The organism is Pseudomonas sp. 09C 129, from assembly GCF_002843625.1.
In the GTDB taxonomy this organism is placed as follows: Bacteria; Pseudomonadota; Gammaproteobacteria; order Pseudomonadales; family Pseudomonadaceae; genus Aquipseudomonas; species Aquipseudomonas chlororaphis.
Window position 1 is genome coordinate 1,372,334 of sequence record NZ_CP025261.1, and the last position, 23,379, is coordinate 1,395,712.

General features: G+C 63.6%; 20 protein-coding genes and 1 pseudogene. 14 read left to right on the top strand and 7 right to left on the bottom strand.

The genetic code is table 11. The annotated features are described in order from the left end of the window. The first annotated feature begins 160 nt into the window (after positions 1-160). The 5 genes from CXQ81_RS06295 to CXQ81_RS06315 all read left to right on the top strand — a co-directional run bounded on the left by CXQ81_RS06295 (position 161) and on the right by CXQ81_RS06315 (position 6,969). A complete protein-coding gene (locus CXQ81_RS06295) occupies positions 161-1,486 on the top strand; it encodes a phospholipase (RefSeq protein WP_101336784.1) in 1,326 nt (441 codons plus the stop codon). Positions 1,487-1,539: 53 nt separating this feature from the next. Further along, positions 1,540-3,525, top strand: a complete 1,986-nt coding sequence (locus tag CXQ81_RS06300; protein ID WP_256593455.1) for a DUF1302 domain-containing protein — start codon at positions 1,540-1,542, stop codon at positions 3,523-3,525. Between the two features lie 44 nt (positions 3,526-3,569). Further along, positions 3,570-4,940, top strand: a complete 1,371-nt coding sequence (locus CXQ81_RS06305) for a DUF1329 domain-containing protein (RefSeq protein WP_101336785.1) — start codon at positions 3,570-3,572, stop codon at positions 4,938-4,940. Positions 4,941-5,084: 144 nt separating this feature from the next. Next, the gene (locus CXQ81_RS06310; RefSeq protein ID WP_101336786.1) at positions 5,085-5,642 is read left to right on the top strand and encodes a hypothetical protein; all 558 of its coding nucleotides are present in this window, start codon (positions 5,085-5,087) and stop codon (positions 5,640-5,642) included. 943 nt (positions 5,643-6,585) lie between these two features. Then, the gene (locus CXQ81_RS06315; protein WP_101336787.1) at positions 6,586-6,969 is read left to right on the top strand and encodes a hypothetical protein; all 384 of its coding nucleotides are present in this window, start codon (positions 6,586-6,588) and stop codon (positions 6,967-6,969) included. A gap of 249 nt (positions 6,970-7,218) precedes the next feature. On the opposite strand, the gene CXQ81_RS31705 is transcribed toward CXQ81_RS06315, so the two are convergent. Both CXQ81_RS31705 and CXQ81_RS31710 read right to left on the bottom strand, forming a co-directional pair. Beyond that, entirely contained in the window at positions 7,219-8,082 is an 864-nt protein-coding gene (locus CXQ81_RS31705) for a methyl-accepting chemotaxis protein (protein ID WP_370686826.1), read from the bottom strand. A gap of 42 nt (positions 8,083-8,124) precedes the next feature. Continuing rightward, positions 8,125-9,270, bottom strand: a pseudogene (locus CXQ81_RS31710) (methyl-accepting chemotaxis protein); the annotation flags it as partial. A 250-nt stretch (positions 9,271-9,520) separates the two neighbouring features. Here CXQ81_RS31710 and CXQ81_RS06325 point away from each other — a divergent pair. From CXQ81_RS06325 to CXQ81_RS06335, 3 genes are all read left to right on the top strand, one after another. Then, positions 9,521-10,177: a histidine phosphatase family protein gene (locus tag CXQ81_RS06325; RefSeq protein WP_062823719.1), complete on the top strand. Its 657-nt coding sequence runs from the start codon at positions 9,521-9,523 to the stop codon at positions 10,175-10,177. 25 nt (positions 10,178-10,202) lie between these two features. Continuing rightward, positions 10,203-11,069: a phosphatase PAP2 family protein gene (locus CXQ81_RS06330; RefSeq protein ID WP_101336788.1), complete on the top strand. Its 867-nt coding sequence runs from the start codon at positions 10,203-10,205 to the stop codon at positions 11,067-11,069. Positions 11,070-11,209: 140 nt separating this feature from the next. Then, entirely contained in the window at positions 11,210-11,545 is a 336-nt protein-coding gene (locus tag CXQ81_RS06335; RefSeq protein ID WP_028681622.1) for a hypothetical protein, read from the top strand. 90 nt (positions 11,546-11,635) lie between these two features. Here CXQ81_RS06335 and CXQ81_RS06340 read toward each other — a convergent pair whose 3' ends face one another. Further along, the gene (locus tag CXQ81_RS06340) at positions 11,636-13,090 is read right to left on the bottom strand and encodes a glycosyltransferase family 39 protein (RefSeq protein WP_101336789.1); all 1,455 of its coding nucleotides are present in this window, start codon (positions 13,088-13,090) and stop codon (positions 11,636-11,638) included. Positions 13,091-13,360: 270 nt separating this feature from the next. Here CXQ81_RS06340 and CXQ81_RS06345 point away from each other — a divergent pair, with 270 nt between their 5' ends. After that, a complete protein-coding gene (locus tag CXQ81_RS06345; RefSeq protein ID WP_007920795.1) occupies positions 13,361-13,705 on the top strand; it encodes a hypothetical protein in 345 nt (114 codons plus the stop codon). Between the two features lie 333 nt (positions 13,706-14,038). Next, positions 14,039-14,356, top strand: coding sequence for a hypothetical protein (locus tag CXQ81_RS06350; RefSeq protein WP_101336790.1), 318 nt, complete (start codon positions 14,039-14,041; stop codon positions 14,354-14,356). A gap of 79 nt (positions 14,357-14,435) precedes the next feature. Here CXQ81_RS06350 and CXQ81_RS06355 read toward each other — a convergent pair whose 3' ends face one another. After that, positions 14,436-15,041 carry a TetR/AcrR family transcriptional regulator gene (locus CXQ81_RS06355; protein ID WP_101336791.1) on the bottom strand — a complete coding sequence of 202 codons (606 nt, stop codon included), beginning with the start codon at positions 15,039-15,041 and terminating at the stop codon, positions 14,436-14,438. A 130-nt stretch (positions 15,042-15,171) separates the two neighbouring features. On the opposite strand from CXQ81_RS06355, the gene CXQ81_RS06360 reads away from it, so the two are divergent. The 3 genes from CXQ81_RS06360 (at position 15,172) to CXQ81_RS06370 (ending at position 18,947) form a co-directional block, all read left to right on the top strand. Continuing rightward, positions 15,172-16,248, top strand: coding sequence for a sugar phosphate isomerase/epimerase (locus CXQ81_RS06360; RefSeq protein ID WP_087091197.1), 1,077 nt, complete (start codon positions 15,172-15,174; stop codon positions 16,246-16,248). A 2-nt stretch (positions 16,249-16,250) separates the two neighbouring features. Beyond that, positions 16,251-17,132, top strand: coding sequence for an alpha/beta fold hydrolase (locus CXQ81_RS06365; RefSeq protein ID WP_101336792.1), 882 nt, complete (start codon positions 16,251-16,253; stop codon positions 17,130-17,132). Positions 17,133-17,309: 177 nt separating this feature from the next. Then, complete coding sequence (locus CXQ81_RS06370; protein WP_101336793.1) at positions 17,310-18,947, top strand: glycosyltransferase family 39 protein; 1,638 nt, start codon at positions 17,310-17,312, stop codon at positions 18,945-18,947. A gap of 39 nt (positions 18,948-18,986) precedes the next feature. On the opposite strand, the gene CXQ81_RS06375 is transcribed toward CXQ81_RS06370, so the two are convergent. Together CXQ81_RS06375 and CXQ81_RS06380 are read right to left on the bottom strand one after the other, a co-directional pair. Beyond that, a complete protein-coding gene (locus CXQ81_RS06375) occupies positions 18,987-20,087 on the bottom strand; it encodes a polyamine ABC transporter substrate-binding protein (RefSeq protein WP_009042091.1) in 1,101 nt (366 codons plus the stop codon). A gap of 246 nt (positions 20,088-20,333) precedes the next feature. Continuing rightward, positions 20,334-21,239: a LysR family transcriptional regulator gene (locus tag CXQ81_RS06380; protein WP_101336794.1), complete on the bottom strand. Its 906-nt coding sequence runs from the start codon at positions 21,237-21,239 to the stop codon at positions 20,334-20,336. Between the two features lie 109 nt (positions 21,240-21,348). Here CXQ81_RS06380 and CXQ81_RS06385 point away from each other — a divergent pair, with 109 nt between their 5' ends. Continuing rightward, a complete protein-coding gene (locus CXQ81_RS06385; RefSeq protein ID WP_101336795.1) occupies positions 21,349-22,587 on the top strand; it encodes an SGNH/GDSL hydrolase family protein in 1,239 nt (412 codons plus the stop codon). A 141-nt stretch (positions 22,588-22,728) separates the two neighbouring features. Here the strand turns inward: CXQ81_RS06385 and CXQ81_RS06390 are convergent, their stop codons facing one another. Next, positions 22,729-23,115 (bottom strand): DUF6124 family protein, encoded by a 387-nt coding sequence (locus tag CXQ81_RS06390; RefSeq protein WP_007920819.1) that lies wholly within the window; start codon positions 23,113-23,115, stop codon positions 22,729-22,731. Between the last annotated feature and the right edge of the window lie 264 nt (positions 23,116-23,379).

Sequence of the window (23,379 nt, forward strand, 5' to 3'; positions counted from 1 at the left end):
GGGTTTTGCCGGCGCGCGGCGTTGGCGGCTGCGTGGATTCGCGGGCAACGGCGTGGCGCTATCGGAGAGTTTTTTTGGCCAGATTGGACAGTGTCAGGCCCGGGGTCGGTTGTTAGGCTCGATCCCCACTGCCGATTGATCCAATAAGAGCGAAAAGCCGATGAAGTTGTCTGTAGCGCTGTGGTGGGGGCTGGCGTGGGGAACCTGCGCAATGGCGCCCGATGCCCAGGCCTGGTCCAACCACACCGTGGGCAGCTACCTGGCCTTGCAGGCGTTGCCGCAACTGCGTGACGCGCCCGAAGTCGAGGTCGAAGCCCTGGAGCCGTTCCTCGTGCAGGAGCATGCGGGGCTGGTGGTCCTGCTCGAGCGGCAGGAGCAGTTTGCCCGTGAACACTTCGCGCACTATCCGCCGCGCCCGGACGAGCTGAAGCTGGGCGAGCAGCCGGGGGACAATCCGCGCCAGGCATTCCTCCAGGCGCTGCGGCTCAACCCGAAGATCCACCTGGCGCTGGCGATCCAGCCGATGGCCGGGCAAGACCAGCCCCGGCGCCAGCATCTGGCGGCGGACCAGGTGATGGTCGAGCAGACCCTTTCGCCCTGGAACATCCAGCGCTTCATTGCCCTGGCTCCCGCCGAGCGCGTCGCGCCGCTGGCGGTGCTGGCCAGCGCCGCCGACGAGCCGGACTACGGCCACGACATCAACCTGTTCAGCGACAACCCCGGCGATGTCGGCGCGCGCTATGGCTTCGGCCCGCAGCCCTTTGGCGATGCGCGTTTCCAGTACAGCTCCCAGGCGCCGTTCCACATGGGTTTCTTCCACGAAAACCCGGTGGTGTATGCCGCCGCGCCGTTCTTGCAACGCAACTGGCCGCACTGGCGGGCCTATCAGTTTCTCGACCTGGCGCGCTTCGCCTTCGCCAAGGGGCATCCCTATTGGGGTTACCGCTTTCTCGGCTGGGGCCTGCATTACATCCAGGACCTGACCCAGCCCTATCACGCCACGGCGCTGCCGGGTGTCGACCTGGCCGACATGCTGCTGATGGAGAGCAAGGCCCTGGCCGGTTACGACGCGGACAAGAAGGCCGCGATCGAACGCGCGGCCACCCGCCACACGGAAGTGGAGAAATACCAGTTCAACTGGCTGCACGGCCTGCTGCTGGCCGGGCAGCCGCACCCGATGCTGGCGGCCTATGCCGACACCGAGCGGGACGCGAGCTACCCGCCCTATTCGGTGGACTACCCGCGCGAGGTGATCAGCGCCGAATCCAGCGCCCAGGCCGCGGCCTTCGACGAGGCCATCGGCCAGTGGCTGCAGACCCCGGCAGCCAACCAGAGCTTCAGCGCCGGCAACGCGCTGGCCCGGGAACCTCATGAGCATGCGGCGCTGAACGGGCAACTGTTGCAACTGATCCGGAACCTGGGCGCCCACAGCCGCAATTTTGTGCGCGCCGGTATCGAGGCAGATGCCGGGCCAGGCACCGAGTAGTGCAGCGCAAACGGACAGAAAAATAACAAGAGTCAGTCAGGGGGATGCAAGCGATGGCGATCAGCGTGTGGAGTCGGCACCCGGGAGCACCGGGCAAATGGTACGCGGCACCCAGCTATGCCGGGGTCGGGCTGCTGGGCGTGTTGCAATGGTGCGCGGTCGATGCGGTGCAGGCCCTGGAGTTCAGCGTGCTGGACAGCCAGGTCACCGGCTCGTTCGACAGCACCTTGTCCTACGGCCGCCTGTGGCGGGTCCAGGGGCGGGACAAGAGCAACGATGACGTCAACACCAACGACGGCAATCGCAATTTCGACACCGGGCTGGCTTCGGAGGTCTACAAGATCACTTCGGAGCTGGAGGCCAACTACCAGAACTACGGCATGTTCGTGCGCGGCACGGCGTTCTATGACACCCAGATCATGGACAAGCGCAACGACTACTACAAAAACAACCAGCCCTCGCAGCCGAGCCAGAGCAACCCCCGGGACGATCACTTCAGCAGCCAGACCCGCGACATCGCCGGCAGCCGCGTGGAGATGCTCGACGCCTATGTCTACGGCAACTGGGATGTGGCGCAGATGCCGCTGTCGGTGCGGCTCGGGCGCCAGGTGTTCAACTGGGGCGAGGGGATTTTCTATCGCGGCGGGGTCAACACCACCAACCCGGTGGACGCCGCCAAGTACCGTCTGCCCGGCGCCGAGGTCAAGGAAGTGCTGATGCCGGTGGAGGCCATCAGTTTCAACATCGGCCTGAGCGACAACCTGACCCTGGAAAGCTTCTACCAGTGGAACTGGAAGGAGACGCGCATCGACCCGGTCGGCACCTTCTATTCGCAGACCGATCTGTTCGCCGACGGCGGCCGCACGGCCTACAACAACTTCAGCGGCACCGCGCTGGACACCCCGGTGCCGGGCTTCGGCAACGTCATCGGGCTGTATGAGTCCCTGGGCAACAACCCGGTGCTGGGCAACGTGCTGCGCAGCACCGGCCTGTACGCCAACGGCATCACCCCGGCATTCGGCAACACCCTCAAGGTGGCCTCGGTGGGCAAGGACATCAACGCGCGCAACGACGGCCAATACGGCTTCGCCTTTCGCTACATGGCCGAGTCGCTCAACAGCACCGAGTTCGGCCTGTACCTGGTCAACTATCACGCCAAGGAGCCCACCATTGCCGCCGACCTGGGCGGGTACCAGGGTGTCGACATGGACGCCCTGGCCAATCTGCTGCGCCCGGTGGCCGGCAGCCAGGCCGAGGCGCTGGCCAACGGCCTGGCCACGGCCGACGTGATGGGCAATATCCAGGCTCACCGCCGGTACGCCGAAGACATCCGCATGTATGGCTTCAGTTTCAACACCACCCTGGGGCCGGCGTCGGTGTTCGGCGAACTGGCTTACCGGCCGAACCTGCCGATTGGCATCGCGGCCACCAACGACCTGGTCGGCGACCTGGCCAATGGCGCGGCGGCCGCGGCGGCCGGCCGGACCGTGAATGTCGGCGGGCAAATGGTCCGGCTCGACAGCGAGATCAATAACGCCGAGCGGATCGAAGCCTTCAACGCCTCCCTGGGCAGCATCTACAACTTCGGCCCAAGCCTGTCGTTCGACTCGTTGTTCGGGGTGTTCGAACTGGCCTCCGAACACCTGCGCGGCAGCAGCCTGAAATACACGGCCCATGACGGCAGCACCCGCTATTACGCCGGCACCGGCAACTTTTCCTACGTCTCCGGGGGCGAGCGCGACGATCAGGTCAACCGCAACGCCTACAGCTACACGGTGATGTTCAACGGCACCTGGAACGACGTGTACGCCGGGGTCAACGTGTCGCCCTACGTGGTCTACAAGGACGACTTCGAGGGCAACTCCTACCAGGCCGGCAACTTCATCGAGGGACGCAAGGCCTACACCCTGGGGGTCAAGGCCAACTACCAGAACAAGCTGGAAGCCGAGTTGCAGTACACCGAGTTTTTCGGCGGTGGCCAGAACAACGGCGTGCGTGACCGCGACAACATCGGTTTCAACCTCAAGTACTTCCTGTGAGCCATCAGCCTGCGGCACCTGTCGAGCCGCTTCGGAGAGCATCCATGTTGCACAAGCACCGATTGATCCACGCCGGCCTGGCGCTGGCCCTGGGCATGGCCGCCGCCAGCGCCCTGGCGGCGAACGGCGATGAGGCGCAAACACTCAAGGGCCGCCTGACACCGCTGGGCGCCGAGCGTGCCGGCAACGCGGCCGGCACCATTCCAGCCTGGGACGGTGGCATCACCCAGGCGCCCCAGGGCTATCAATCCGGCAAGCACCATGTCGACCCGTTCGCCGGCGACACGCCGTTGTTCACCATCACCAAGGCCAACCTGGAACAGTACAAGGCCAACCTCACCGCCGGTGAAATCGCCCTGTTCAACAACTACCCGGACACCTTCCAGATGCCGGTGTACAAGAGCCGCCGCTCCGGCTCGGCGCCGCAATGGGTGTATGACAACACTTACAGGAACGCCACCAGCGCCAAGCTGCTCGACGGTGGCAACGGCTTTGCCGACGCCTACGGCGGGGTGCCGTTCCCAATCCCGAAAAGCGGGGTCGAGGCGTTGTGGAACCACATCACACGCTACCGCGGCACCTATGTGGTACGCCGCGCTTCCGAGGCGCCGGTGCAGCGCAATGGCAGCTTCGCGCTGGTGACCTCGCAGCAGGAAGGGCTGTTCAACTACTACCGCAAGGACGGGCAATTCGCCGGTTTGAAGAACGTCCTGTTCTATTACCTGGCCTTCGTGAAAAGCCCGGCGCGCCTGGCCGGTGGCGCCGCCCTGGTGCATGAGACCCTGGACCAGATCAAGGAGGCCCGCCAGGCCTGGATCTACGACGCCGGCCAGCGTCGGGTGCGGCGCGCGCCGAACCTGGCGTACGACACGCCGATCGCGGCGTCCGACGGGTTGCGCACGGCCGACGACACCGACATGTTCAACGGCTCGCCCGACCGCTACGACTGGAAGCTGCTGGGCAAGCGGGAAATCTACATTCCGTACAACAACTACAAGGTGTCCAGCCCGGCGGTGAAGTACGCCGATTTGCTCAAGGCCGGGCATCTCAACCCGCAGTACAGCCGTTATGAGTTGCATCGGGTGTGGGTGGTGGAAGGCACCTTGAAGCCCAATGCCCGGCACATCTATTCCAAGCGAGTGCTGTTTCTCGACGAGGACAGCTGGGGCGCGGCGGTGGTGGACCAATACGATGGCCGCGGGGATCTGTGGCGGGTGTCGATGGCCTATCTGAAGAACTTCTACGACTTGCCGACGACCTGGAGCGCGCTGGACGTGTTCCATGATCTGCAGGCGCGTCGTTACTACGTGCAGAACCTGGATAACGAGGAGGCGCAGACCGTGGACTTTGCCCAGCCGGTGCCGGAAGACGCTTACTTCATGCCGTCGGCGTTGCGCTTGCGCGGGACCCGGTAAGGGGCGGCTTCGTCTTGCCTCGGGCTGGCTGGCGCGGCGGCGCAGGGTTCAAGACGCTGCAGCGGGTGCCGATACGCAAGAGGCAGGCACGCGTTGGGGGGCGTGAAAGCTCCCCTGACCCTTTCAGGAACGGAGTCCAAAAAAATGAACACAGCCATTGCATGGCCGGAGGTTTTTCTCGGGGCGTTTGATGCGATCAGCGAGCGCATGGCGCAGGTGCTGGAGCTGAGCGATTGCCGGGAGCACTGGATTCAGGCGGAGCTCAGCCTGTATGCCTGGCAGCAGGGGCATACCGATGTCTGGACCGGCGGCAATGCTGGAGGACGCACCAAAGTCGACCTGTACACGGAAGATCTCGACATGGCGGCCGAGGTGAAATGCTTGGGGGATGTGTCGTTTCCCAAGTGCCTGATGGGCAAGGGGATGGCCGAGACCCGGTCCGTGCTGCGAGAGGATGGCGATGGGCGACTCTGGTTTCCGCAGGTTGATCCGGGGGAGTCTGTGGTCTGGTCGGTGTTTGCCGATCTGCATCGGTTGCGACGGATGGAGGGGGTTCGGAATAAGTTTCTGATTCTGGTGATTGCCAAGGACTATGTGGCAGAGACGCAGATGGGGGAGACGCTGCGGCGGCTTCGTTTGTCGCAAGAGGAGTGGTCGTTGGAGTTGAAGAACGCCACGGTGCGGATTTGGCGGATCGAGTAATTCGGGCTGGCTGCCGTAGGAGCGAGGCTTGCCCGCGATGGCGTCCGTTCTGGCGCTGCATTTTTTGGACGGGGTACATATCCGTTGCTGCGGTAACGGCCACTTAGGGTTCCGCCCTTACGGCGGGTCACTTTTTTTCAAACGCCGGAATGCCGGCCCAGCAAAAAGTAACCAAAAAACGCTTGCCCCTGCGTACGGCCTTCGCTGCGCTCAGGTTCCCTCGCTCCGGCGTCCATCAGGGGGCATCGACTCCGGTCGGCTTCGCTTCGACCTCCATACGATGTCCTCGACTGCGTCGAGGGGCGCTGCGCGCCATCCCCCTGATGAACGCCTTCACTCGGCCTCCCGATGGGGCGGGTAGATCAAGATCAAGATCAAAAGCTGCGCCATGCGCGACCTGCCGGTCGGCGCTAAATTTTGTAGCCGCTGCCGAGCCTGCGAGGCTGCGATCGACCCCGCAGGGGGCGCAGGGATTTTGAAACCGCTGGAGGACCTTCGGTCCTATCGCAGCCTCGCGGGCTCGGCAGCGGCTACAGACCGGTTATATCGGAGCCTTTTGTAGGAGCGAGCTTGCTCGCGATCAGGTCCCGCGGCTGACAGGTTTGTCGTGTAAGACGCTGTCTGAAAGTGAGGCTCTTCGCTTTATCTTGTAAGGCTTTTCCGAGAAACTCCGGGGCGCTTGCGTCTGGGAAGGGGGCTGTCTAGCCTCGGGTTCGTCACTGGTTTTCGGTGATCGGGTTTAGCAGCTCGCTTCCAAGTCACGCAGGTATCGCTGTCAGCTCAACCAATGATGTTCGGTTGCTGTTTGCTGTCATGGCGGCTGTGCGTGGGGCACCTTCGGGTGCGCCGGAATCTTGGACCGGTCTGCTAACCCGCGTACCGCCGCCACCCTTATTCGTTTAGCAGCGGTAGGTGGTTGGCTCCATTTCCAAGAGGATCCACCATGAAAAAGCTCGTCCCCGATCCACCCGTTTCCCTTCCGTGCTCGCGTAGAAATCCTGAGCATGATCGTGCCAACGAAAGCATTCTTCAGGCGCTGTGCCGGCATCGTGGTGATGGTTCGCCGATGGAGGCGCTCAAGCCAACCGTGGGCACTGTCGTTGGCCAGGATTCGTTGTTTTGTGTACGTGAAGGCATCAGCGCCGAGGAGGCGTTGCTTCACGTTTCGATCCTGCTCAAGGCCGCCGAAGAGGTGTCCGATGAAATCACCGAGCGGGCCAGCGGTGTGGAGCGTGGCCTGATCTGGTCGTTGATCCATAACGTGGAGATGGCACGGGGTGTGGTGGATGCGCTGCTCGACGGCGGCCGCCGGCCCACGCAAGCCTGAACCCGAACCCCGAACCCCGAACCCCGAACCCCGAACCCCGAACCTTGGAATCTGGAACCTGGAACCTGGAACCCGAACCCTGTAGCCGCTGCCGAGCCCGCGAGGCTGCGATCGACTGCGCAGCAGGCGCAAGGTCCTGAGACCGCCGAAGGCCTTCGGCCTTATCGCAGCCTGCGGCAACGGCTACAGGGATTGGGGAGGGTGGGCGGCCTATCGCGAGCGAGGTTGCTCGCGATAGGGCCTTGAGGGTCAGACGCGGAAGTGGCTGACCATCATTTGCAGCTGGTTGCCCAGGCGCGCCAGTTCGACGCTGGAGGCGGCGGTTTCATCGCTGGCGGCGGCGGTCTGTTCCGAGACGTCGCGCACGTTGATGATGCTGCGGCTGATTTCCTCGGCCACGGCGCTCTGCTGTTCGGCAGCGGCGGCGATCTGCTGGTTCATCGACTGGATGTTCGACACCGTGCGGGTGATGTTCTCCAGGGAGACGCCGGCCTTGCGGGTCAGGTCGACGCTGCTGTCGGTCAGGCTGCGGCTGTTGTTCATCACGTTGGCCACTTGCTGGGTGCCGTTCTGCAGGCCGGCCACCAGGCCTTCGATTTCCTCGGTGGATTTCTGCGTGCGTTGCGCCAGGGCGCGGACTTCGTCGGCGACCACGGCGAAACCGCGACCGGCTTCACCGGCGCGGGCGGCTTCGATGGCGGCGTTCAGCGCTAGCAGGTTGGTCTGTTCGGCCACGGCCTTGATCACGTCCATGACGCTGCCGATCTTCTGGCTTTCCTGTTGCAGCACGCTCATGGCGTCGGTGGAACGCACCACTTCGCTGGCCAGGCGTTCGATCTGGGCGATGGCTTCGGCCACCACCTTGTCGCCTTCGCGGGCTTCGCCGTCGGCGGCGGCCGCGGCTTGCGAGGCTTCTTCGGCGTTGCGCGCGACTTCCTGCACGGTGGCGGTCATCTCGTGCATGGCGGTGGCCACCTGGTCGGTCTCGACCTTCTGGCTGTTGACCCCGGCGCTGGTTTCCTCGGTCACTGCCGACAGTTCCTCGGCGGCGCTGGCGATCTGGGTCACGCCGTCGCGGATGCCACCGATCAGTTCGCGCAGGGTCACGCCCATGCGGCCGATGCCTTGTTGCAGCACGCCGAGTTCGTCGCGGCGGGTGACGCGCACGTCCTGGGTCAGGTCGCCGGACGCGATGCGCTCGACCACGGTCATGGTTTCACGCAGTGGACGGGTGATCTGGCGGGTGATGATCACCGCGGCCAGGATGCCCACCAGCAGCGCCAGCAGGGTGCTGATCAGTTGCAGGCTGCGGGCCTGGACGCTTTCTTCGTCGCGGCGGTCGAGCTGGAACTGGTACAGCTCTTCGCTCTGGCTGACGATCAGGGCGCCCTGTTCGGTCATTTCCTTGCGCGCCTGGCCGGCTTCGCTGACCGCGGCCTTGAAGGTCAGCAGGGAGGTGCGGTAGTCATCCAGCGCGGTTTTCAACTGGCGCAGGGCATCGCCCTGGGTGCTGCTGAAATGGCTGTCCAGGCCACCCAGCGCGGCGATCGCCGCGTTGATCTGGGCGGCGGCATTGCGTTCGGCTTCCGCGGTGCTGTTGTAGATGTATTCACGGACTTCGAAGCGCGCCAGCAGGAACTCCTCACGGGCCTTGGTGATGGCCTGGAACTGTTCGAAGCGCTGGTCGCTCAGGGGCATTTGCTGAACGCGCGTGGTGATGCTGTTGATCAGGTTGCGCGCCGTTTCCGAGTTGCCGTTCATCACCGCGCGGGCAGCATTGGCGTTGCGGTAGGCGTTGCGCATCTTGTTCAGGGACGCCTGGTAGGCGCTGATGGTGGTGCCCTGTTCCTTGAGCAGCTTGATGTTGGCCGGGTTCTTGAAGCTGTTCTGCAGCTTCTGTTGCTGGGCCGAGAAGTCGTCCAGGGAGGCCTGCACATTCTGCGCGGCGGTTTCGTCGCCGTTGGTCAGCATGTATTGCAGGCGGGTCACGCGCAGCTTGGTCAGCCCGGCGTTCAGTTGGGTGATGTCGCTCATCCAGTTGCTGCGGTCGATCAGACCGCCCAGGCTGGTCCAGCCCGTGATGGCGAGGATGGTAGTCAGGGCCAGGACCAGGCCGAAGCCCAGGCCTAACTTGAGGTTGACGCTGATGTTGCCGAACCAGCTATTCATGCAATTCCTCCAGGAACGTTGTGCTGCTTGATCATGTATCGCTGGAAGATTGTTGTTATTGGTGGCCAGCAAGGATTTGTTCGCAGGTGTGTATCGGCGGCAAGGGCAATAGCTGAAACGATTTCGTCGCATTAGTTTTTTGCACCATTTTGGGGCTTTCCAAGGGCCTGATTTCGCTCCAGAAACCGCCTGGCCGATTGAGCTTTTTTTCACATCCGTTTCACTGGGCGGCCACGCCTCGCTGCCTAAAGTCCGACCCTCGATCGGGTGCCACGCACTCGATTTGTCATGAGCGGCGGTTAGCGTCTGCTGCGCTGCTCAACTCAATGTCTGGTGGTCATTTAGGGGCGGCTCGCACGTGGCGTCAGGACTCAGTCTTCCGGTGGCAAAGCCCGCGCTCGTCGCGAGCCGTTTTGCCCGTTATCGCAATAGCCTGGTGATCGCCCTGGTGGCCTTGCTGGTGCTGCCGCTGGTGTTCTTTGTGCTCAAGCCCGCGGCGGTGCCGGACCTGGCCCACGGCAACCTGGCCGGCGCCAGGGCCTTGAGCGCCGGCTGGGCCAAGGGCCAGATGATTGTGCTGATTCGTCACGTCGAGCGTTGCGACCATTCCAGGGCCGCCTGCCTGAACGTGCCCGACGGCATCACCGACCGTGCCCGTGACGTGGCGGTGGGGGTCGGCGCGCAGTTCGAGCACCTGGGGCTGGACAAGGCCGACATCTACCACAGCCCGCTGACCCGCGCGGTACAGACCTCAGGTTATATGTTCAGCAAGGCCGGCAGTGGCGAAGACTGGCTGTTCGACTGCAAACGCAGCCTGTTGCGCGATGCCCTGGCGCACAAGGTGGCCGGGCGCAACCTGGTGCTGGTGACCCACAGCGAATGCATGGCCGCGCTGGAGAAGGCGCTGAAGCTGCCGTCTTCGACCCTGGGCTACGGCGCCTCGTTGTTCGTCTCCACCGATACCCTCGACGGGCGTCCGCACATGCTCGGCTTCATCGAAGCCAGCGACTGGCGTTCCGTCGCCTTCAACCGCCCCTGACCGTCCCTTGTCCGAGACTCTGACTATGCCGGCGTTTTCCCGTCCCCGCTTTACGGCCTGGAGCTTTTATAAATGGAACCTCGGCCTGCCGCTGCTGTGCGCGGCGCTGGTGTTCCTGATGTTCGACATGACCCGGATCGACATCGCCTTCAGCGACCTGTTCTTCGATCCGGTGAGCCAGACCTTCCCGCTGGATCACTCCCATCTGTTCGAGAAGATCACCCACAAGTGGGCGCGGATCATCCCCAACTGGACCGGCGAGCTGGCGCTGATCGGGCTGCTGCTGTCGTTTGTCTGGCCGCTGTTCAAGGGCGCAAGGTTTGGCCGCGGCAAGACCTTGCTGGAGAAGCTCCGCGTGGCGCCGGTATTGCGTTTTACCGCGCGCCATCGCCGGGACCTGCTGTTCGTGGTGGTGGCCTTCGCCCTGTGCACCGGGGCGATTCACTACCTCAAGGGCCACACCAGCGTGTACTGCCCGGTGGAAACCACCCAGTACGCCGGCAAGATCGAGCACAAGGAGTGGTATGAGAACTTCGAGCTGTTGAAGACCGCCGGTGACGGCCGCTGCTGGCCGGGCGGCCATGCCTCGGGCGGTTTCACCATGCTGGCGCTGTACTTCGTGGCCCGGCGTTATCGCTGGCGCCACGCCAAGGCGCTACTGTACGGCTCGCTGCTGCTGGGTTTCGTCTATGGCACCACCCGGGTGCTGCAGGGCTGGCATTACATGTCCCATACCTTCTGGGCGGGGATCGTAGTGTGGCTCACCTGCCTGCTGACGGCGCTGCTGTTTTATGGCCGCGCGCGCCTGGAGCAGCCGGTGCTGGCGCACAGTGAGCCGGGGGCCGGGCAGTCCGCGGCGCCGATCGATAACGGTGCTTCAGTAGCTGACTGAATCGTCAATGCCAGGCGCCCGGCGGGAGAGGGCCCCGGCGCAATTTTTGGCGCTTGCCGATGTTTTTTGGGTGACCAGAACTGTTAGGGTGCGCGCCCCGGAGAAAAGAGTTCCCGGGTTCCTGGTTTATGGAGTCATGCATGAAACACTTGAGCAAAATCGCCGCCTCTGCGCTGGTTGTCCTGGCCCTGGCTGGCTGCACCGGCACCGCGATGAAAACTCAGCAACTGGATAGTAGCCAGTACACCGTGGTCGGTCACAGCGAAGCAACGGCTACCGGCATCATGCTGTTCGGGGTCATCCCAATCCGGCAGAACAACCGCTTCGTCCGCGCCCAGACCGCGGCTATCCAGGCCAAGGGCGGTGACGCGATGATCAACACCCAGATCCAGGAAAACTGGTTCTGGGCCTGGGTATTGAGCGGTTACACCACCAAGGTCTCCGGCGATGTGGTCAAGCTGAAAACCGTTCAGTGAGCCATGCTGGCGCCGGTGCGAAAGCCTGGCGACGAGATAAAAAAAGGCACCCCATGAGGGTGCCTTTTTTATGGGCGCTCACTGTGCCGGTCAGTGGCCGACAAAGTAGTAGGCCTGGCGACTGACCGTGACCTTCTTCAGTACCTTGAGCGGTGGCTTGGGGTCTTCCTGCAGGGCCATGACCGCCACGTTGTTCGGCGAGGTGCCGAGAAACTCATTCAGCTGGGCCACGGTCTGCACGTCCTTGAGCAGGCTCTGGGTGTAGAACACGCTGGCGCCGGCCGCGCGTTCGTTGGCCTGATACAGCGCCACCTGCTGCCCGGCGGCCTGTAGCGTCTGGATCTCGCTGATCAGCGGTACAAAGGACAGCTGGCGATCGGCGCGTGGCGCGGCCCACTGCGCGGCCACCAGGTAACTGCACACCACCAGCGTCAGCACGCCTAGGGCCAGGCCGCGGCGCCGACGCCCCACGACGCTCCAGAACCCATCGCCCGCGGCGCGCTGGCGCAGGCGTTCGTACAGCACTGCCGCGTATTCGGCCGCCAGCACCGCCGCGGCCGGGGTCAGCGACATCAGGTACACGGTGCGCTTGCTCGACGCCAGGCACAGCAGGGTGAACTGGGCTACGAGCCACAGGCTGAAAAACAGCAGGTAGCGGTTTTTCACCAGACTTTTGCGAAAGTGCCACAGGCCCAGGTAGACCAGGATGTTCCACGGCAGGAAGGCTTGCGGCAGCTTGGCCAGGTAGTAATAGAAGGGCTCGTAATGCCCGGCCTCGACAAAGGAGCCATCGAAGCGCCCGACGCTGTTGGTCCACAGCACTTCGCCCAGGGCTTGCAGGCCCCCGCGCTGGTACAGGAAATACAGCCAGATCAGCAGCGGCACCAGGCCGAGCAGGGTCAGCAGGGCGGGTTTGAGCCAGTGGCCGAGGGCGAAACGCTTTTCGATCAGGCTGTCGGCCAGCAGCCAGGCGAAGATCACCACGCCCGGCATCGCCAGGCCCAGCACGCCCTTGCTCAGGGTGGCGATGGCGATGCCGAGGGCGAACAGCAGCCAGCCCAGAGTGGCCGGCTGGCGTTCGGCCTGGCGCCGTTGGGTGTGGAAAAACGCCAGCAGCGCCAGGGTCACGCCGAGGCTGAGCAGGGCGTCTTCACCGACCCCGCGCACATTGCCCCAGTAACTGGCCATGGTCGCCAGCATGGCGCCGGCGAGCCAGGCCACCGCTGGCGGGCGGCCGAAGCGGCGCAGCATGGCGTACAGCAGCATCACGCTGAACAGCCCGGCGAAGGCCGAGGCCAGGCGCACCGCCCACGGCGTGCCACCGAATACGCGGATGGCGCTGGCGTCGAGCCACAGGCTCAGCGGCGGTTTTTCCAGGAAGGGCTGGCCGAACAGGCGCGGCGTCACCCAGTCATCGTCCAGGTGCATCTGCATGGCGATCCCGGCGACCCGGGCTTCGGTGGAGCCCTGCAACTGGTGGTTGCCCAGGGCGAAGAAGAACAGCAGGGCGGCAAGCAGAAACAACAGCGGTGCGGGTCGCGACATGAGGGGACTGCCGAAGAGGTTGCGCCGGGGAGGATCAGGCGGTCCGAGTATACGGAGGCGATTCTTAACAAATCGTGAACGAGGGAGGATTGGGTAACAGCAGGCTCCTGCCTGTTTTCCTTGTTGAACGGGGTGTACCGCATGGGGTTGAACGACCGCAAGCAGGTTGCGGCAATCGTCACTACGCTGGGAGGTGCGCCCGGCGGGTGATTGATCTTTGAAAACGCCCTGGGCGTCTTTCTTTCCTGCGGCCGAACAGGTGCCTTGAACATGCGCAAACTGTGGCGAAAGTATCTGGACCTGCTGGACGGCGACCTGAACACGCGGGTCTTCGACAACGTCAAGAACCTGCTGGTCTGCGCTTTGCTGTTCGCCGCCGGGACCAATGCGCTGCACAGCGACCACCACCTGTTCCTGGGCCTGTTCGGCTCCGGCCTGACCGGATGGGGGTTGATCGGGGTGTCGGCGCTGCTGATGCTGCTCAATGTCAGCGACGGCCTGCGCCGCTTGGCCAGGCTGCCCTATCACCGGCTGCTGCAGGTCGCGCTGTTCCTGGTGTACCTGGTATTGGCGGTGCGGGTGGTGGAGATCGTCTGGAACTTCCGGGCCGAGTAGCGAAGGCTTTTCTGGTTGGCGGCATTGGCCCCTGTGGCGGCGAACAGACAAAAACTCTACAAAAAACGCGTGTCGACCACCCCGGAAATACCCTATACAGAGAGCGGTCCGCAATCGTCCATGGCGTTCGCGGGCGCCCGTACCACCCACCACGCAGGAGATGGACATGTTCAGGTTCCTCACGGTCACTGAATTAGAGCAAACCCCTCGGCATCGTCATGGCGGCTCCGTCAGCGGAGCCATTGCTGCCTGGGAGCTGAAAAATCTGGCTCTCAATACCAAGGGGTTTGTCATATGTCCAAAGAATTACTCGGAGTTTCTGCTGTAGGGCTGATGGTGCTGGGCGAGTTCTGCGCGATCTACAGCGAAGTGGTCGCCGCCCGCCTGGCGCAGACGGGCAACACGTCATGGCCGGACCTGGCGTTTCCCGTACTGATCATGTGTTTCGCCGGTATCTGCCTGATTGGCGCCTATTGGCTGGGCTATTTGGCGGTCGGCGATATCTGGATGATCACGGTGGTGTCGGTGACCTCGCTGTTGCTGCTCGAACCGCTGGTGATTTGGTCGGTGTTCCGTGAGTTGCCGGGGCGCGGCACCTTGATCGGCTGTTGCCTGGGTGCGCTGGGCATGCTCTCGGCGGTCTTTCTGTAAATCGCGTAATGACTCGAATACGGCCTGGCGGCGATCCCGCCGGGCCGTTTTTTTGTCCGCGATTGGCTGCTCGCAAGTGTTAAGTGGCCGCTTCGGTTTGCGCATCGAAGGCCGCCATGGCCATGGGAATCATCGCCAATAGGCGCGACCTGCCGATGCCATCCCGGGCCTGCACCGACAGCCCATGCAGCACCGTGGCATAGCAGTCCCCGAGGGACATCACGTCGGTGCGCTTGGGCAGCTCGCCAGCGCGCACGGCCTGCTCCAGGCGCTCGATGATGGAGCGGGTCCTGTCGCGGCGGTGTTCGGCCAGCCATTCTCTGATGCCGTCGTTGTCCGCCGAGCAATTGGTGGCGGAGGACACCACCATGCAGCCCAGGGGCCGGTCGGGCTGGGTATAGAGTTCGACGGCTTCCCTGAGCATGCGCTCGATGGCATCGCGGGCACTGATGTCGTCGCCCAGGGCGGCATCGGCAAAGGCGCCGTCGCCTGATTCGTAGAGTTCTATGGCTTCGCGAAACAACGCTTCCTTGGAGCCAAAGGCCGCATAGATGCGCGCCGAGGCAATGCCCAGCGCGTCCACCAGATCGGACATGGAAGTGGCCTCGAAGCCGCGCTGCCAGAACACATCACGCGCCTTGTACAGGGCCTGCTTTCGGTCGAATTCGCGGGGTCTGCCAGCCATGTCCAGTTCTCGATGCAAAGGGAGTGCTGCCAATTATTGGTCGATCGACAAAAAAATCAAGCCATCGTATTGACGAGGTGTCGAGGGCAGCCCTATTGTTTGTCGAACGACAAACAATAGGGCGTTAACCATGAAAACCCTCAAGGGACCGAGCCTGCACCTGGCTCAATTCAGTGATGCGGCACCGCCATTCAACACCCTGCCCGCCATTGCCGCATGGGCGGCGGGGCTGGGGTTCAAGGCGCTTCAAGTACCAGCCTGGGATGAGCGCCTGTTCGATGTCCGCCTGGCGGCCAGCAGCCAGGATTATTGCGATGAGGTCAGCGGCACCCTGGCCGAACACGGGCTGGTGATCAGCGAACTGACCACCCACCTGTTCGGCCAGTTGGTGGCGGTGCATCCCGCCTACGACAGCTTGTGCGATGGCTTCGCCCCGGCGGCTCTGCGGGGCGACAGTGGCGCCAGGACCCAGTGGGCCCTCGAACAGCTGAAACTGTCGGCCAAGGCTTCGCGCCGGTTGGGGCTCAGCGATATGGGGAGCTTTTCCGGCTCGTTCGCCTGGCCCTATTTCTTTCCCTTTCCACAACGCCCGGAAGGCCTGGTCGACTCGGCATTCAATGAGCTGGCCAAGCGCTGGCTGCCGATTCTCGACGCCTGTGACGAGCAGGGGGTGAACCTGTGCTACGAGATCCACCCTGGCGAGGACCTGCATGACGGTGTGAGCTTCGAGATGTTCCTGGAGCGGGTCGGCAACCACCCGCGCTGCAAGATGCTCTTCGACCCCAGCCATTTCGTCCTGCAGCAACTCAATTACCTGGACTACCTGGATATCTACCACGAGTTCATTCGCATGTTTCATGTGAAGGACGCCGAGTTCAATCCCACCGGCCGCCAGGGCATTTACGGCGGTTATCAGCCCTGGGCCGAGCGGGCCGGGCGGTTCCGGTCGCTGGGCGACGGGCAGGTGGATTTCAAGGGGATCTTTTCCAAGCTGGCGCTTTATGACTATGCCGGCTGGGCGACCCTGGAATGGGAGTGCTGCCTGAAAGACCAGGAGCAGGGCGCGCGCGAAGGCGTGGCCTTTATCAATGAGCACATCATCCAGGTGACGGACAAAGTCTTCGACGACTTCGCCGGCGCGCCGCTGGACCAGGCCCAGATCAACCGACTGCTGGGCATTGCCCAGCCCTCCCATCAAGGACGCTGAGCATGGATCTTTTCGAGCAGCAGGCTTTTGCCGGGCGTGACTACCGCCATGGCTACGTACAGGTGGACGGCGGGCGCATTCACTATGTCAGTGAGGGCCAGGGCAAACCCGTGCTGTTGATCCCCGGGTGGCCGCAGACTTGGTTCACCTGGCGCCATGTCATGCAGGCGCTGGCCGGGCAGGGTTACCGGGCGATCGCGGTCGACCTGCCCGGCATGGGCTTGTCCGATCGCCCCGAGCAGGGCTACGACACCGGCACCACGGCGTCTCGCTTGCAGGCCTTGATGCTGGCGCTCGGTTACAGCCAGTACTCGGTGGTGGGGCACGATGTCGGCATGTGGGTGGCCTACGCCCTGGCCTGCGACTATCCGCAGGCGGTGGAGAAACTGGCCCTGACGGAGGCGGTGATTCCCGGCCTGGCCGAGGCGCCGTCGATCTTCGCGCCTGCGGGGCAGAACATCTTTCTCTGGCACTTCATGTTCAACCAGTTGCAGGACCTGCCGGAGGTGCTGATCGCCGGGCGGGAGGCGCAGTACCTGGCTTACATGTTCGAAAAGTGGTCGGTGCATCAGGAGCGGGTCGCGGTCCAGACCTATGTCAGAGCCTACTCGGTGCCCGGTGGGCTGCGGGGCGGGTTCGCCTATTACCGGGCCATCCCCGAGAGCATCCGGCAGAACCGCGAGCGTGCCAGCCGCCCACTGGCAATGCCGGTCCTGGCGATTGGCGCCGAACACGCCACTAACGATGCGCCGTTGCTGACGATGAAGGGCAATGCCCTGAGACTTCAGGGGGCGATAGTGCCGGGGTGTGGCCACTTCATTACCGAGGAGGCGCCCGAGGCCTTTATTGCTCATCTGCTGCCGTTTCTGCGGCAGGAGGACTGAGTACGCCAGGCTGAGCGATCAGGAGGGAGTGGGACGCCAGCCTGTCTTTGCGAGTAGGGCTGATGGAAGGGCCGGGATTTTTTGCGGCCTGTTCAGGGATGGTTCAGGGCCTGCGGCTGCAACATGGCAGCCGGCATGCCCAAGCCTTCGGGCAGCGCACCCTCTGACGGATCATCCATGGACCACCACCGCATTCGCATCGAGATGTTGGGCGTCTTTCTGCTCGCTTTGTTCCTGTTCACTTTCGGCATCTGGGACCAGCCAGCGCAAGGCTTCGACGGGCGCTGGTGGTTGTTCCTGCAGGAGATGTTCCGCCACGGCGCGAGCCTGTTTCCCACCACCTACGGCGAGCCTTACCCGGACTATCCGGGCACCGCCACCTTGTTCAGCTATGGCTTTGCCCAGCTGTTCGGCGCGCCTAACGAATTGGCCAATATCCTGCCCACGGCGCTGGCCTCGGCCGGGGTGCTGGCGCTGCTGTACCGCCTGCTGGCGCCGCTCGATCGCACCTGGGCATTGCTGGCGGTGCTGCTCACGGCGCTGACCACCCAGTGGCTGGAGAAGTCGCGCTCGGTATGCCTGGACCAGATGGTCTCGCTGCTGTGCCTGGGCTGTTTTTACCTGCTGCACAGCGGCGAGCAGCTGGGTTCCAAATGGCGCCAGTACGCGATTTTTCCGCTGTTCGTCATCGCCTTCGCCATCCGCGGCCCCCTGGGGCTGATCGAGGTCTGCGGCGTGGCCTGCAGCTACTGGGCATTGAGTATTTGCCGGGCACCGGGCGACGGCTGGCGACTGTTGAGCAAGGTACTCGCCCATGGGCTGATCGGCCTGATCCTGCTGGCCGCCTGCTGGTGGGCGTTGATGCAACTGGCGCAGTTCAGTGGCGGCGAAGCCTTCGCCCGACAGGTCTACCAGATGCAGGTCGGCGGGCGCCTCGATGAAAGCGGCGAGCCGCTGTATTTCTACTTTCAGCTCAGCCTCTACCGGTACTTCCCGGTGGTGCCGCTGGCGCTGGCGACGCTGTTCGTCCTGCGTCGGCAATGGTCCACGCGGCACTCCGACGACAAGCTGCAACTGCTGGCGCGCCTGGGGGCCTGTGGATTGATGATCCTGCTTGGCTTGTCGGTGCCGCACTTCAAGCGTGCCTATTACATCCTGCCCATGGTGCCGATGTTCGCGGCGGTCGCGGCTTACGGCCTGCTCCACCCGCAGCGCTGGCTGCTCAGGGTGCGCTGGTTTTATCTCGGCCTGATGGTGCTGTTGCCGGGCTTGTGCGCGGTGGTGCTGCTGGTCTGCCGGCACAGTTGGCAGAAGCACGGTTATTGGCCGGCGCTGTCATTGCCGCTGATGATGGCGGTGTTTTTCGGCCTGCAGGTGCTGGCGCTGCATGGCTGGCAAACCACTCGCAATGCGCCCGGGCGGCGCCTGGTGCTGCTCAGCCTGTTGGCCCTGGCGGCGCAGTGGTGGCTGCTGGTGAAGGCGATCGAGCCGGCCAAGGACCTGCAATTCGCCACCCGGGGTTTTGTCGCTCAGGTCGAGCAACTGCGTGGGGAGGACCGCGGCACCCTGGTGTTTCTCAACCTGGGCAAAGACACCTGGGCGGTGCGCTACATGATGAACCTGGACCACGACGAGCAGCCGCGGTTTATCGGCAAGGACGACCTGTCGCCGCTGGCGTCGTTGCCGCGTCCGGCCTGGGTGATCCTGGCGCGCAAGGATCGGGCATTGCTGGCGGGAACTGCGTTGGAACAGGTGACTCCGGTGTTCGAGGGGCGCTTGAACGGCAATCCCTGTCTGGTGTTCGAGCTGAAGTGAAGGCCAGGCAACCCCAGGGCGGGGCTGCCTGAGGGCGGATTATTTATCCGACTTGATGCTAGTCCAGACTCGCGTCCGCACGCGTTCCAGCTTTTGCGGCAGCGGTTGCACCACATAGAGCTTTTTCAGGGCTTCGGGGGTTGGCGTCAGGTCGGTATTGCCGGTGATCTCCTTGTTGATCAGCGCAATCGAATCCTTGTTGGCGTTGGGGTAACCGAGGAAATCACTGATGGGCGCGATGACTTTCGGGTCCAGCAGGGTATTGAGGAACTCATGGGCCTCGGCGACATTCTTCGCGCTCTTGGGAATGGCGAAGGTGTCGAACCAGATCGGCGCGCCTTCCTTGGGCAGGCGCCAGTCCACCACCACGCCGTTGCCGGCCTCTTTGGCGCGATTGCCGAACTGGTAGAAGCTGCCGGAGTAGCCGATGGCCACGCAGATGTCGCCGTTGGCGATATCGGTCATGTACTTGGCCGAGTTGAAGTAGGTGACGTAGGGGCGGATTTTCAGCATCAGCTCCTTGGCTTTTTCATAGTCCTGCGGGTTCTGGCTGTTGGGGTCCAGCCCCAGGTAATGCAGGGCCAGCGGCAGGATTTCCGATGGCGAGTCGAGCATGGCCACGCCGCAGGATTTGAGCTTCTCCATGTTCTCCGGCTTGAACACCAGGTCCCAGCTGTCCACCGGCGCGTTGTCGCCCAGCGCCGCCTTGACCTTGGCCGGGTTGAAACCGATCAGCACCGTGCCGTACATGTAGGGCACGCCGTACTGGTTGCCTGGGTCGTTGCTGTCCAGCAGCTTGAGCAGCTCGGGGTCCTGGTGCTTCCAGTTGGGCAGCTTGGACTTGTCGAGCTTCTGGAACACCCCGGCCTTGATCTGGGTGTCGAGGAACTGGTTCGACGGCACCACCAGGTCGTAGCCCGAGTTGCCGGTCAGCAGCTTGGCTTCGAGGGATTCGTTGGTGTCGAAGGTGTCCCAGGTCACCTTGATGCCGCTGTTCTTGGCGAAGTCCTTGGGCACCGACGGCAGGATGTAGTCGGCCCAGTTGTACACCCGCAGCTCGCGCTGCTCGGCCTGTGCCGCGCCGGCCAGCAGCGACAGCCCACAAACGGTGGCACTCAGTATGCGTTTCATAGTGGCCATGAATGGTTTCCCCAGCGTGGCGATGGTTTTTATGTTCTGTACGCGGCAGGCGGTCCTTGAAAGGCAAAGGACAAAGAGGGTCAAGGTTCACAAGGGCGGTTGTGGTGACAGCGTAGGTCACTCGAGTCGGTGGTCCGGGTTCGATTCTTGCCGACGGCCCCTGGGATTCACAGCACGGGGTTGGCCAAAAGGGGATCGTAATGGCCATTGATCGTGTCCGGCGCAGGCAACGCGCTTGCCCTGGGTTCAGGGAATGAAGCCCGGCAACCGCGCCACCCGCTCGGCCAGGTACTCCATGAGCAAACGCACGCGCAGGGGCCGGTAGCGGCGCTCGGGGTAGATCAGGAATGCCTCGTTGGCTGGCCCGCTCCAGTCGGGCAGGACCCGCACCAACTGCCCGCTGTCCAGCAGGTCGCTGACCAGCCAGGCCGGGGTGATGCAGAGCCCGGCACCTTGCAGCACGCCGTCGCGGATGGCCAACGAGCTGTTGCTCCGATAGCGCCCTTGGGGGGTGACGCTGGCCTTCTCGCCGCTCGGGCCGCTCAGTTCCAGGCGATCGCCCGCCGCCAGCCAGGCGAAGCGCAGGAAATTGTGCTCGCCCAGGTCGGCCGGGCTGTTCAAGGGCCCATGCTGGCGCAGGTACTCCGGGGCCGCCACCAGGTAGCGCGGCGACGTCGCGATGCGCCGGGCGATGGCGTTTGGCGGCAGGTCCCCGCCCAGGCGCAGGGCCAGGTCGACGTTTTCCTCGGTGAGGTCGACGAAGCGATCGTTGAAGATCAGCTCCACCTCGATGTCCGGGTATTGCGCCATGAACGCCAGCAGCAAGGCATTGAGGTGCAACACCCCTAGGCTCACTGGCACGTTAACCCGCAGCACGCCTTCGGGGCGCTCGGTCAGGCCGCGTACCTCGGCCACCGCTTCGCTGTATTCCTCCAGCACGGCTTTCGCCCGCTCGTAGAAACGCTTGCCCTGTTCGGTGGGCGTCAGCCCGCTGGTGCCGCGGATGAGCAGGCGGGTGCCCAACTGCTGTTCCAGGGCCGCCACCAGCTTGCTGACAGTGGGCTGAGTGCTGCCCAGTTCCCGGGCGGCCGACGACAGGCTGCCCAGCTCGACGGCGCGGACGAAGCAATGCATCGCTTTGAGACTGTCCATGGGTATTCGATATCGGAATGGGCTGTATGAAGTTATGCCTTCTATCACGGTTATTTCGAATGGAGCAATCTGGCTCGCCTCAGCCTTACGGCCTCAAGGAGCTACCCGGATGAAAGCCCTGCACTCAAGCTTTTCCCTGCCGCTGATAGTCACGGCCCTGCTTACCGCAGGTCCTGCCCTGGCCCAGGGCAACTGGCTCACCACCTGGATGGCCAGCCCGCAACCGACCTGGGGCAACGAGCTGCCGCTGCCCACGCGGATTCCCGCAACCCTGGCCGACAGCACCGTCCAGCAGAAGCTGCGCGTCAGCGTCGGTGGAAGCCGGGTACGGGTAGTGGTTTCCAATGAATACGGCCAGCAGCCGCTGCGGATTGGCGCGGCGCGGGTCGCGGCCGTGGAGGAGGCTGAGTCCATTCACGCCAGCTCCGGACAAGTCCTGACGTTTGGCGGTGAGGAACAGATCAGCATCGCGCCGGGCGAAACCCGCACCAGCGATCCGGTCGCGCTGGCGGTGCCGGCCCTTGGTGAGCTGGTTGTCTCGCTGTACCTGCCGCAGCCCACGCCGCTGACTACCTTCCACTGGGACGGCAAGCAAACCGCCTTTATTGCTGCGGGCAACCACGTCGACACTCAGCAGTTAGCGGGTGAGCGGCAAGTGGAAGCGCGGCTGTTCCTCAGCGACATCCTGGTGGACGCCCCGCTCGACAGCCGGGCGCTGGTGGTGCTCGGCGACTCCATTACCGACGGCAACGGCTCGACCCTGGACAGCAACCGCCGCTGGCCCGACTTCCTCGCCCAGCGCCTGGCCGCCAAAAACATCGCCGTGCTCAACGGCGGCATATCCGGCGCGCGCCTGCTCGAAGACGGCATGGGCGCCAGCGCACGGGCACGTTTCGAGCGCGACGTGCTGAGCAAGCCCGGGGTGAAAAGCGTGGTCGTCATGCTGGGAATCAACGACATCAGTTGGCCCGGCACCGCCTTCGCGCCCAACGCATCCTTGCCTGCACTGGACGAGCTGATCGCCGGCTATCGACAACTGATCGACCAGGCACATCGCCACAACCTGCGCATCATCGGCACCACGCTGTTGCCCTTCGAAGGCGCCCTGCAGGGCAGCATCATCGAGCACTATCACAGCGCCCCGAAGGAACAACTGCGCCAGGCGCTCAACCAGTGGATACGCACCGGGCAGGCATTCGACGCGGTGATCGACTTCGACCAGCTGACCCGCGATCCGCGGCAGCCAACCCGGTTGTTGCCGCAGATCGATTCGGGCGATCACTTGCATCCGGGGGATGTGGGGAATAGGGCGATGGCGGAGGGGGTGGAGTTGGAGGTGCTTTTTTGAGTGTTTGGCGGGGGCGTTGAATTCGAATGCGGCCAGCATTCCAGGCCCGTTCAGGCCGTGTCTGTTTTCCACATGCGCAGGTTTGTCATTAAGGAACAGCGCGGCAGGTCATGCTGCCGCGCCGTGCGTTCGCGGGGCGTTCTATTTCAGCGATGGCGTGTGGCGACTGCCATCGAGCAAGGCGTCTACCACGGCCCGCGCCATCTCCACCGAGTGCACCATAGACCAGATCAAACCGCGCTCGATGCCGCTGCCGCGCTCGGTGATTTCATCGGAAACCTCCTCGGCGCTTTTCAGCAGCAGGGAGACATGGAGCAGTGCTTCTTCGGCGTTGATGCCTTCCCGAACCGAGAACAAGGAATCGCGGCTCACCGGGATACTGACGGTTTTTTTGAGCGACTGAATCAGAGACACATCAGCAGGCTGAACTGAAAGCTTCTGCCGGATGTGCTGATTGGCCAGATCGTGTTCGAGGTTTCTGACGCGGTGGGTAGCACTACGGGGAGGATCGGGGACGAGCTTTTTCATGGCGTAACTCCTAATCGAGGGTAGGAGCCTTCACCGTCGCTGCTAAACGATAGGGTGGCGGCCGTTCGCAGGTTAGCAGTACCGGTCGATTAGGAACCCGGCGCACCCGAAGATGCCCTGCGCACGGCCGCCATAAAACGGAGCCCAAAAAAACGCCACGTAGATGACGGCGCTGTGCGCCTAATCGATTGCGAGCTGCTAAACCCGGTCACTGAATGTGCAGTGACAGAACGAGGCTAGCCAGCGGGTACACCAGGCGCAAGC